Origin of the sequence: Streptomyces albidus (ex Kaewkla and Franco 2022), assembly GCF_013870515.1 — a bacterium.
Classification (GTDB): Bacteria; Actinomycetota; Actinomycetes; order Streptomycetales; family Streptomycetaceae; genus Streptomyces; species Streptomyces albidus.
This window is the reverse complement of record NZ_JACBXA010000277.1, coordinates 1-7,059: the sequence shown is the minus strand read 5'-3', so window position 1 is coordinate 7,059 and position 7,059 is coordinate 1. Positions and strand designations below refer to the sequence as shown.

Here is a 7,059-nt window from a genome sequence, read left to right as displayed (position 1 = left end):
GGTCTTCGGTGGCGGCCCGGCGTAGCGGGACGAGCAGGACGAGTGGGGCGAGCCGGAGTGCCTGAAGCCGTGCCCTGCGCCTTCCGGCCCGTCATGCCGGAGGATCTTCCGCAATCGCGGCGCACTCCACGTTCGGCTCGGACAGGATGGAGGCATGGGATTCCATGTCGACTCCGAGGCCGGGCGGCTCCGCCGCGTCATTCTGCACCGCCCCGATCTGGAGCTGAAGCGCCTCACGCCGACGAACAAGGACGAGCTCCTCTTCGACGACGTGCTGTGGGTCCGCCGCGCCCGCCAGGAGCACGACGCCCTCGCGGACGCCCTGCGCGACCGGGGCATCGCCGTGCACCTCTTCGGTGACCTGCTCACGGAGACGCTGGACATCCCCGAGGCCCGCACGCTCGTCCTGGACCGGGTCTTCCACGAGAACGAGTACGGGCCGCTGGCCACCGCCCATCTCCGCGAGGCCTTCGACCAGCTGCCGACCCCGGAGCTGACCGAGGCGCTGGTGGGCGGCATGACCAAGCGCGAGTTCCTTGAGGGCTTCGCCGAGCCCGCGTCGGTCCGCTTCCACGTGATGGACCTGGACGACTTCCTGCTCGCCCCCCTCCCCAACCACCTCTTCACCCGTGACACCTCCGCGTGGGTCTACGACGGGGTGTCGATCAACGCCATGCGCTGGCCGGCGCGGCAGCGGGAGACCGTCCACTTCGAGGCGATCTACCACCACCACCCGCTCTTCACGAGCCCGGAGACCACCGGCTTCAACGTGTGGTCGGAGGGGCAGGGCGCCTTTCCCTCCACCATCGAGGGCGGCGACGTGCTGGTCATCGGGTCGGGAGCCGTCCTGATCGGGATGAGCGAGCGCACCACCCCGCAGGCCGTGGAGATGCTGGCCCGCGGTCTCTTCGCGGCGGGCTCGGCGAAGACGATCGTGGCGCTGGACATGCCCAAGCGCCGCGCCTTCATGCACCTCGACACCGTGATGACCATGGTCGACGGCGACACCTTCACCCAGTACGAGGGCCTGGGGATGCTGCGTTCGTACACGATCGAGCCCGGTGGAAGCGCGTACGAGCTGAAGGTCACCGACCACCCGCCCGAGCACATGCACAGGGCGATCGCCGCGGCCCTCGGCCTCGACCACATCCGTGTCCTCACGGCCACGCAGGACGTGCACTCCGCGGAGCGCGAGCAGTGGGACGACGGATGCAACGTGCTCGCCGTCGAGCCGGGCGTGGTGCTGGCCTACGAGCGCAACGTCACCACCAACACCCACCTGCGCAAGGAGGGCGTCGAGGTGCTGGAGATCCCGGGCAGCGAGCTGGGCCGCGGAAGAGGCGGACCGAGATGCATGAGCTGCCCCGTGGAGAGGGACCCGGTCTGACGCAGACAGGGCCGCGCTGAGCGGGAAACCGGTGGCCACTGAATAGAGATTCGGTCGCCGGTATAGAATTCCAGGTTGTAGGACGAGTCAGCGACCTAGGAGCCCTCATGGCGACAGACCTCACGGGGCGCCACTTCCTCAAAGAACTGGACTTCTCGCCCGAGGAGTTCCGTCACCTGATCGACCTGGCCGCCGAGCTGAAGGTGGCCAAGAAGGCGGGCGCCGAGCCGCAGCGCCTGCGGGGCCGCACCATCGCGCTCGTCTTCGAGAAGACCTCCACGCGTACGCGCTGCGCCTTCGAGGTCGCCGCCGCCGACCAGGGCGCCGGCACCACGTATCTGGACCCGACCGGCTCGCAGCTGGGGCACAAGGAGTCCGCCCGGGACACCGCGCGGGTGCTCGGCAGGATGTACGACGGCATCGAGTACCGCGGAAGCGGCCAGGCGGTCGTGGAGGAGCTGGCCGCGTACGCAGGCGTCCCCGTCTACAACGGGCTCACCGACGACTGGCACCCCACGCAGATGCTCGCCGACGTGCTCACCATGACCGAGCACTGCGCGAAGCCGCTGACCGGCACGGGCTACGCCTACCTCGGCGACGCCCGCAACAACATGGGCAACTCCTATCTGGTCACCGGCGCGCTGCTCGGCATGGACGTGCGCATCGTCGCGCCGCGCGCCCTGTGGCCGGAGGAGGACGTCATCTCGCAGGCCCGCGCGCTCGCCGGCCGTACGGGCGCACGCATATCGCTCACCGAGGAGGTGGCCGAGGGGGTGCGGGGCGTCGACTTCGTCGCCACCGACGTGTGGGTGTCGATGGGCGAGCCCCAGGAGGTGTGGGACGAGCGCATCGCGCTGCTGCGGCCGTACGCCGTGACCATGGACGTGCTGCGCGCCACGGGCAATCCCGAGGTGAAGTTCCTGCACTGCCTGCCCGCCTTCCACGACCTCGGGACGGCGGTCGGCCGCGAGATCCACGCCCGGCACGGGCTGGACTCGCTGGAGGTGACCGACGAGGTCTTCGAGTCGCCGCAGCACTCGGTGGTCTTCGACGAGGCGGAGAACCGGATGCACACCATCAAGGCCGTCCTCGTGGCCACGCTGGCGGGCCCGGAGTCCCTGACGGCGCGGCCCGTCGAGGGCCGTACCCGCTGACGCTCGTGACTTCCCGGCCCGCTGGGCGCTTCAGCCGTGAAGGGCGAGATACGGCGCCAGGAGCAGCAGCGTGCCGGCCAGTGCGAACTTCAGCCGGCGGACGGGCACGACGCGTGCGATCTTCCAGCCGATCATGACGCCCGCCAGTTCGGGGACGCCGACGAGCGCGGCGAGCTGCCAGTCGATGGAGCCGTGCACCAGGTATCCGGCGGTGCCCACGCTCGCGATGACCACCGACTGCGCCTGGGCGGCCGCCAGCGCGGGCAGCAGCGGCAGGCCGAGGATCACCAGGAGCGGCACGCTCAGCATCGGCCCGCCGAGACCGAACAGCCCGGCGATGACGGCCACCACCAGGCCGACCGCACCTGTGGCCACGGGTGACAGGCGCACGGGGAGGTCGCCCTCCTGGCGGGCGGCGCGGTGCTCGCGTACCCACACCAGTACGCCCGTCGTTGCCACGGCGACGGCCAGGAGGAGGGCGAACCCCCTGCCGCTGACAAGGGTGTTGAAGTACACCCCCAGCGGTGCGCCCACCACCGCGACCGCGGAGAGGATCAGCGCGATGCGCCGCGTCCCCGGCTCGCGGAGCTGCCCGGAGCGCGTGTAGGCCGCGGTGCCGAGGGCGCCCGTGGCGATGTGGGTCGCGATGGCGGTGCCGGCCACGCCCGCCGGGGAGAGAGGGGTCAGCAGGAACATCCCGATGGTGGGCAGGACGCCGCCGGGGCCCACCGCGGTGATGCCGATGCCGCCGAGCAGTCCGAAGAGGGCCAGCAGCACGAGTATGAGCGGGTCGCCGTCCATCTGCCCTTTCCCTCCCGCCGCCTGCGCTGTGCACGATCGCGACCACGCTATCCGCTCCGCGCGGCGACCGGACCATGCCCTCTGCCTGCGGCCTCCGCGGGTCCTGACCAGCGGGCTCGCGAGGCGGCGTACGGGCCGTGCGGGAACGGCACTTGGGCCGGGGAGCGCACATCCGCGAGGCGTCTATCGCGTACCCGTGACGGCAGTCACGAACCGGTGATACGTTCAATCGGTCGGCGTCGCGAAGGAGGCCCTGTCCCATGAGCGAGCGCATGAGTGAGTGCGGCAACCCGGGGGTGCGCACATGAGCCCGTACACCGGCTCCGCCCGGCGCACCGAGGAGTGGCAGCACATCAAGGTCACCGAGGACGACGGCGTCGTGACCGTCACCCTCGCCCGTCCCGCCCGGCTCAACGCCCTCACCTTCGGGGCCTACGCCGACCTGCGGGACCTGCTCGCGGAGCTGTCGCGGGAGCGCAGCGCCCGCGTGCTCGTGCTGGCGGGGGAGGGGCGCGGCTTCTGCTCGGGAGGGGACGTCGACGAGATCATCGGCGCCACCCTGGACGCGGACACCGCCCAGCTCCTGGACTTCAACCGCATGACCGGGCAGGTCGTACGGGCGCTGCGCGAGGCGCCGTTCCCCGTCGTCGCCGCGGTGCACGGCGTCGCGGCCGGCGCCGGAGCCGTGCTCTCCCTCGCAGCGGACTTCCGCGTCTGCGATCCGACCGCCCGCTTCTCCTTCCTCTTCACCAAGGTCGGGCTCTCCGGCGGCGACATGGGCGCCGCCTATCTGCTGCCGCGCGTCGTCGGGCTGGGCCACGCCACCCGCATCCTCATGCTCGGCGAGCCCGTGCGCGCACCCGAAGCCGAACGCATCGGCCTCATCAGCGAGTTGACGGACGAGGGTGACGCGCAGGAGGCCGCTTCCCGGCTCGCGCGCCGTCTCGCCGACGGGCCCGCGCTCGCTCTCGCACAGACGAAGGCCCTGCTCACCGCGGAGCTCGACCTGCCGCTCTCCGCGGCCGTCGAGATGGACGCCGCGACGCAGGCCCTGCTGATGCACAGCGAGGACTACGCGGAGTTCCACGCCTCGTTCACCGAGAAGCGCCCGCCGAAGTGGCGGGGGAAGTGAGATGAGCGGGCCCGGCGCGGGCATGCGCGTCGCCGTCGTCGGGGGCGGTCCCGGAGGCCTCTACGCCGCCGCGCTCCTCAAGCGCCTCGACCCCTCCCGCAGCGTCACCGTCTACGAACGCAACGCTCCCGACGACACGTTCGGCTTCGGCGTCGTCCTCTCCGACGAGACGCTCGGCGGCATCGAACACGCCGACCCCGCCGTCTACGCCGCGCTCCAGAAGGAGTTCGTCCGCTGGGACGACATCGACATCGTCCACCGCGGCACCACTCTCACCTCCGGCGGTCACGGCTTCGCCGCGCTCGGACGCCGGCGCCTGCTGGCCGTACTGCACGAGCGGTGCCGGGAGTTGGGCGTCGAGCTGCGCTTCCGTACGGAAGCACCGCCGGCCGCCGAACTGTCCGCCGCACACGACCTCGTCGTCGCCGCCGACGGGGTGCACAGCGCCACGCGTGACGCCTACGCCGACGTCTTCCGTCCCCGGCTGACCACGCACCGCTGCCGCTACATCTGGCTGGCCGCCGACTTCGCACTGGACGCGTTCCGCTTCGAGATCGCCGAGACCGAACACGGCGTGCTCCAACTGCACGCCTACCCTTACGAAGGCGCCGGCGAGGCAGGCCGCCCGGGAGCCTCGACGGTCATCATCGAGGCGAGGGAAGAGGTCTGGCGTGCGACCGGCCTGGACCGCCTCGACGAGCGCGCCTCCGCCGAGCAGTGCGCCAAGCTCTTCCCCGAGACCCTCGGCGGCCGTGCCCTGCGGGGAAACAACTCGCAGTGGATCGCGTTCCGTACGGTCGTCAACGAGCGCTGGTCGCACGGGAACACGGTGCTGCTCGGCGACGCCGCGCACACCGCGCACTTCTCCATCGGCTCCGGCACCAAGCTCGCCGTCGAGGACGCGCTCGCTCTCGCGGCCTGCGTCGAGGAGCAGCCCGGTCTTCAAGAAGCGCTCGAGGCGTACGAGGAGGAGCGCCGTCCCGTCGTCCAGTCCACGCAGCGCGCCGCCCGCGGCAGCCTGGAGTGGTTCGAGGACCTGGCGACCTATGTCGGCCAGCCTCCACGGCAGTTCGCGTTCAACCTGCTCACCCGCAGCCGCCGCGTCACCCACGACAATCTGCGGATGCGCGACGCCGGCTTCGTCACGGCCGTCGAACGCGAAGCGGGCGTCCCCGCGGACACACCGCCGATGTTCACGCCCTTCCGGCTGCGCGAACTGACCCTGCGGAACCGGGTCGTTGTCTCGGCGATGGACATGTACTCCGCCGACGAAGAGTCCGGGACCCCCGGCGACTTCCACCTCGTGCACCTGGGCGGCAGGGCTCTGGGCGGTGCCGGGCTGGTCATGACGGAGATGGTGTGCGTCTCGCCCCAGGGCCGCATCACCCCCGGCTGCACCGGCATCTGGAACGGGGAGCAGGAGTCGGCGTGGCGCCGTGTGACCGACTTCGTGCACACCCGGTCCGACGGAGCGGCGGTCGGCATCCAGCTCGGCCACTCCGGGCGCAAGGGCTCGACCCGCGTGATGTGGGAGGGCATCGACGAGCCGCTGCCGGAGGGCAACTGGCCGCTGGTCGCCCCCTCCGCGCTCCCGTACAGAAGCGGCGTCAACCAGGTCCCGCGCGAGCTGGCTCCGGATGAACTCGCGGAGATACGCGACCAGTTCGCGGACTCGGCACGCCGCGCGGCCCGAGCCGGCTTCGACCTCCTCGAACTCCACTGCGCCCACGGCTACTTGCTCTCCAGCTTCCTCTCCCCGCTCACCAACCACCGCACGGACGCCTACGGCGGCGGCATACAGGCACGTCTCCGCTTCCCGCTGGAGGTCTTCGACGCGGTGCGGGACGTGTGGCCCGACGAGCGGCCCATGACGGTGCGCCTCTCGGCCACGGACTGGGCGGAGGGCGGCATCACGCCCGAGGACACGCTCGCGGTGGCCGCCGCGTTCGCGGAGCACGGCGCCGACGCCGTCGACGTCTCCACGGGCCAGGTCGTCCCCGACGAACGGCCCGACTACGGCCGCTCCTACCAGACCCCGTACGCGGACCGCATCCGCAACACCCTGGGCGTGCCGGTCATCGCCGTCGGCTCCATCTCCTCGTGGGACGACGTGAATTCACTGCTGCTCGCAGGCCGCGCCGACCTCTGCGCGCTCGGCAGACCTCACCTGTACGACCCGCACTGGACGCTGCACGCCGCGGCCGACCAGGGCTACCAGGGCCCGGCAGCGCCCTGGCCGAAGCCCTACCGGGCGGGCAGCCGCACACCCCCGACGGGCCGCACGGACGCGCCGAAGCCCCGGCTCGCGCTGTGAGCGGGAATCAGCGGGAGCCGGGGCCGTTCCGGTCCCCCTCGTCGTCCTCGTCGAACCAGCGGTCGTCCGGCTCCCGCTTGTTCCCGGTGATCGCCGCGACCGGCGGGATGACCGCAGCCACGACGCACATCGCGATCGCCGCGGGGACGGACCACAGCCGCACGAAGGACCATGCGCTGATGAAGAGCACGAGGCAGGTCGTCATCAGCACGAAGTAGCGCTTGCGCCGTCGCGCGTACATGTCTCCAGCGTATTGCGGAGCGGTGCCTTC

6 protein-coding genes are annotated in these 7,059 nt (G+C 71.4%); 4 read left to right on the top strand and 2 right to left on the bottom strand.

The window, feature by feature from the left end; genetic code table 11:
* The first annotated feature begins 154 nt into the window (after positions 1–154).
* Together H5J26_RS26475 and argF are read left to right on the top strand one after the other, a co-directional pair.
* On the top strand, positions 155–1,387 hold the full coding sequence (locus H5J26_RS26475; protein ID WP_181768491.1) for an arginine deiminase: 1,233 nt from the start codon (positions 155–157) through the stop codon (positions 1,385–1,387).
* 107 nt (positions 1,388–1,494) lie between these two features.
* The gene (argF, locus tag H5J26_RS26470; protein ID WP_181768490.1) at positions 1,495–2,541 is read left to right on the top strand and encodes an ornithine carbamoyltransferase; all 1,047 of its coding nucleotides are present in this window, start codon (positions 1,495–1,497) and stop codon (positions 2,539–2,541) included.
* Between the two features lie 30 nt (positions 2,542–2,571).
* On the opposite strand, the gene H5J26_RS26465 is transcribed toward argF, so the two are convergent.
* On the bottom strand, positions 2,572–3,342 hold the full coding sequence (locus H5J26_RS26465) for a sulfite exporter TauE/SafE family protein (protein WP_181768489.1): 771 nt from the start codon (positions 3,340–3,342) through the stop codon (positions 2,572–2,574).
* A 304-nt stretch (positions 3,343–3,646) separates the two neighbouring features.
* Between H5J26_RS26465 and H5J26_RS26460 the strand changes: the two genes are divergently transcribed.
* Both H5J26_RS26460 and H5J26_RS26455 read left to right on the top strand, forming a co-directional pair.
* Complete coding sequence (locus H5J26_RS26460) at positions 3,647–4,474, top strand: enoyl-CoA hydratase family protein (protein ID WP_181768488.1); 828 nt, start codon at positions 3,647–3,649, stop codon at positions 4,472–4,474.
* 1 nt (position 4,475) lies between these two features.
* Positions 4,476–6,788, top strand: coding sequence for a bifunctional salicylyl-CoA 5-hydroxylase/oxidoreductase (locus H5J26_RS26455; RefSeq protein ID WP_419183855.1), 2,313 nt, complete (start codon positions 4,476–4,478; stop codon positions 6,786–6,788).
* 7 nt (positions 6,789–6,795) lie between these two features.
* Here H5J26_RS26455 and H5J26_RS26450 read toward each other — a convergent pair.
* Positions 6,796–7,059 (bottom strand): DUF3099 domain-containing protein (locus H5J26_RS26450; RefSeq protein ID WP_235981149.1); only part of this gene is annotated, 264 nt, incomplete at its 5' end.

Coding starts and splice junctions, on each gene's coding strand:
- H5J26_RS26460 (WP_181768488.1), top strand. CDS start 3,647: ATGAGCCCGTACACCGGCTCCGCCCGGCGCACCGAGGAGTGGCAGCAC.
- H5J26_RS26475 (WP_181768491.1), top strand. CDS start 155: ATGGGATTCCATGTCGACTCCGAGGCCGGGCGGCTCCGCCGCGTCATT.
- argF (WP_181768490.1), top strand. CDS start 1,495: ATGGCGACAGACCTCACGGGGCGCCACTTCCTCAAAGAACTGGACTTC.
- H5J26_RS26455 (WP_419183855.1), top strand. CDS start 4,476: ATGAGCGGGCCCGGCGCGGGCATGCGCGTCGCCGTCGTCGGGGGCGGT.
- H5J26_RS26465 (WP_181768489.1), bottom strand. CDS start 3,342: ATGGACGGCGACCCGCTCATACTCGTGCTGCTGGCCCTCTTCGGACTG.